Genomic DNA, 2,017 nt, shown 5'->3' on the forward strand with positions numbered 1-2,017 from the left:
CCAATGCTAGACCCCGCGCTCGATGAGGCGCTGCAAGCGTTTATGAACAGGCGCAAAGCGGATATTGTTCCCGAGATGTAAGGCGCGGCGCACGTTCTGCAAGTGTGCCGCGCCTGGAGAAGAACGGATGGCGACTTATCAGATCATGTACTGGCACGACATCCCGCTCCAGGTGCGGGCGGGTGGGCGGCGCGACCGGGCCAGCGTCGAACTGCCGCAGCGCTTCCAGGTGGCCGTGGATAACGCCGCCATGGCCGCCGGGCTAACCGGGACGGACGGCTACCTGTCCGGCTTCGTCTGGAGCGAGCCGCAAGAGCGTGAGGGAACGCCGGCCGAAGTGGCCGCGGCCGTCGCCGCCGAACTCGACGCCCGCTTCCCCGAAATCGACTGGCGTAAGACGGCGGGGGGGATTAGTGGACAGTGATCAGTGGTCAGTGGACAGTGGTCAGCGATCGGTTGCCCACAGCTGCGACCAGCGACTAACAACTGACGACTAACAACTGACCACTGTCCACTGACCACTAACCACAGTTGTGCCTCTGTACACACGTGGTAGAATCCGTATCTCAGAGATACTTCTTGACGCGCCGGCTGACGGCGCTTCTGTGTACCCCGTAACGATGTGATGTCCACGGCCGACCAGCACTTCCAGGTCATCTTCATGCCTTCCGGGCGGCGCGGCCAGGTGCGGGCCGGCGAGTCGCTGCTCGACGCCGCGCGCCAGTTGGGCGTGGAGATCGAGAGCATCTGCGGCGGCCGGCTGACCTGCGCCAAGTGCAAGGTTCACATCGAGGAAGGGGCGTTCGCCAAGCACGGCATCCGCTCCAGCGGCGGCCACGTGACCGCCGCCGGAGAGAAGGAGCTGAGCCTGCTGGCCCGCGGCGGCGTCCCGTCGGCCAACGGCGACGGCATCTCGTCCGCCGACCGGCTTTCCTGCGTGGCGTGCGTGCAGGGGGACGTGCTGGTCTACGTGCCGGAGGAGAGCCGGGCGCACAAGCAGGTCATCCGCAAGTCGGCGACGGAACGCGTCATCGACGTCGCGCCGGCCGTGCGGCAGGTCTACGTCGAGGTGGATCAGGCCGCGTTGGGCGAGCATCGGGGCGATTGGGGCCGGCTCCAGGCGGCGCTGGCCGAGCAGTGGGGATTAGCCGGGCTGGCCATCGACTTGCCCGCGCTGCGCCGCCTCCAGCCCGTCTTGCGCCAGGGGAACTGGGCCGCGACCGTCATGCTCTGGCAAGATCGGGAGGTCATCGACGTGCGGCCGGGCTATCAGGAAGGGCTTTACGGGCTGGCCGTGGACATCGGCAGCACAACGGTGGCCGGCCATCTGTGTGACCTGCGCACCGGCGCGGTGCTGGCGACGGAAGCCCTGATGAACCCGCAGGTTGCCTATGGCGAAGACCTGATGAGCCGCGTCTCCTACGCCATGAGCAACCCGGCCGGGCTGGACAAGATGCACCGGGCCATCATCGAGGCGCTGAACGCGCTGGCCGCGCGAGCCGCCCGCCAGGCCGACCTCCAGTTACGCGACATCCATGACGCCGTCTTCGTCGGCAACACGACGATGATCCACATCCTGCTGGGCATCAACCCGCAGGAGTTGGGCGGCGCGCCGTTTGCCCTGGCGAACCGGGAGGCGATGGACGTGAAGGCGCGCGAGTTGGGGCTGCGCTTTCACCCCGGCGCTTACGTCCACGTGCTGCCGGCCGAGGCGGGCCATGTCGGCGCGGACAATGTCGGCGTGCTGCTCGCCGAGGAGCCTTACCGGCAGGATGAACTGGCGCTGATCGTTGACGTCGGTACGAACGCCGAGATCGTGTTGGGCAACCGCGAGCGGCTCTACAGCGCCTCCAGCCCGACCGGCCCCGCCTTCGAAGGGGCGCAGATCAGCTTTGGCATGCGCGCCGCGCCGGGGGCCATCGAGCGGGTGCGCATCGACCCGAACACCTGGGAGGCGCGCTTCCGCGTCATCGGCGAGGAGCGCTGGTCGGACGAGTGGCGGCGCGGGCCGGACGCC

Annotated in this window: 2 protein-coding genes; both read left to right on the forward strand. The window is 67.9% G+C overall.

Annotated elements, in window-relative coordinates; all coding sequences use genetic code 11:
• The first annotated feature begins 127 nt into the window (after window positions 1-127).
• Complete coding sequence (locus ACE3UY_RS04575; protein WP_374686372.1) at window positions 128-424, forward strand: virulence factor; 297 nt, start codon at window positions 128-130, stop codon at window positions 422-424.
• A 201-nt stretch (window positions 425-625) separates the two neighbouring features.
• The coding region (locus ACE3UY_RS04580) for an ASKHA domain-containing protein (RefSeq protein ID WP_374686373.1) at window positions 626-2,017 on the forward strand (1,392 nt) is incomplete at its 3' end.

The organism is Promineifilum sp. (SeqCode) (assembly GCF_041918635.1).
In the GTDB taxonomy this organism is placed as follows: Bacteria; Chloroflexota; Anaerolineae; order Promineifilales; family Promineifilaceae; genus Promineifilum.

Bases quoted from the DNA above. Each gene is read 5' to 3' on its own strand.
- ACE3UY_RS04575 (WP_374686372.1), top strand. From the start codon at position 128: ATGGCGACTTATCAGATCATGTACTGGCACGACATCCCGCTCCAGGTG.